At 45.5% G+C, this 743-nt stretch carries 1 protein-coding gene; it reads left to right on the forward strand.

The features are described from left to right. The first annotated feature begins 93 nt into the window (after positions 1-93). Positions 94-540 (forward strand): 50S ribosomal protein L9, encoded by a 447-nt coding sequence (rplI, locus tag A3751_RS20295; protein ID WP_068453539.1) that lies wholly within the window; start codon positions 94-96, stop codon positions 538-540. The last annotated feature ends 203 nt before the right edge of the window (positions 541-743 follow it).

The raw sequence follows: 743 nt of genomic DNA on the forward strand, positions 1-743 counted from the left end.
ATAACGAAGCGCTTGTGTTGAAGAAGATGGCTGTGAAGAAACATCCTTGTTCGCACAAAGAGACAATTCGATTTAATAGTTGAGGATAGCGAGATGGAAGTCATTCTACTCGAAAAAGTTGGTAAGCTAGGCGGTCTTGGCGACAAAGTAACAGTTAAATCTGGCTTTGGTCGTAACTTCTTGGTTCCATTTGGCAAAGCCGTTCCTGCAAACGCAGAGAATGTTGCGCAGTTCGAAGCGCGCCGTGCAGAGCTTGAAAAAGCAGCTGCTGAGAAATTGGCAGCAGCAGAAGCTCGTGCAGCTGAGTTGAACGAGAAATCAGTTACTATCACGTCAAAAGCTGGCGATGAAGGTAAGCTGTTTGGTTCAATTGGTGTTCGCGATGTAGCAGATGCGGTAACCGCTGCTGGCACCGAAGTTAGCAAATCTGAGGTTCGCCTTCCTGAAGGTCCGATCCGTGCAGTTGGTGACTACGAGATTGATATCCAGTTGCACAGTGATGTAACTGCGACTATCAACCTAGCTGTTGTAGCAGAATAATTCTTTCCGCTGATCGCGGATAAGAAATAGCAGACGCCCATTTTTTAAGTTGGCATCTGCTTCTAAGCCCTAAGGATATCCTGTATATTCTTGGGGCTTATTTGTTTGTGAGTTTTCGAATAATCTTACCCTTTGAACCCTGCCATACTTCGGAGTTTCTCTAGCCTGTGTCCGACAAAGAAACCTTAGGATTAAAAACCCCA

This window comes from Oleiphilus sp. HI0080 (genome assembly GCF_001635135.1).

What these genes read in the sequence shown, in the direction of transcription:
- rplI (WP_068453539.1), top strand. Translation starts at nt 94, where the DNA reads ATGGAAGTCATTCTACTCGAAAAAGTTGGTAAGCTAGGCGGTCTTGGC.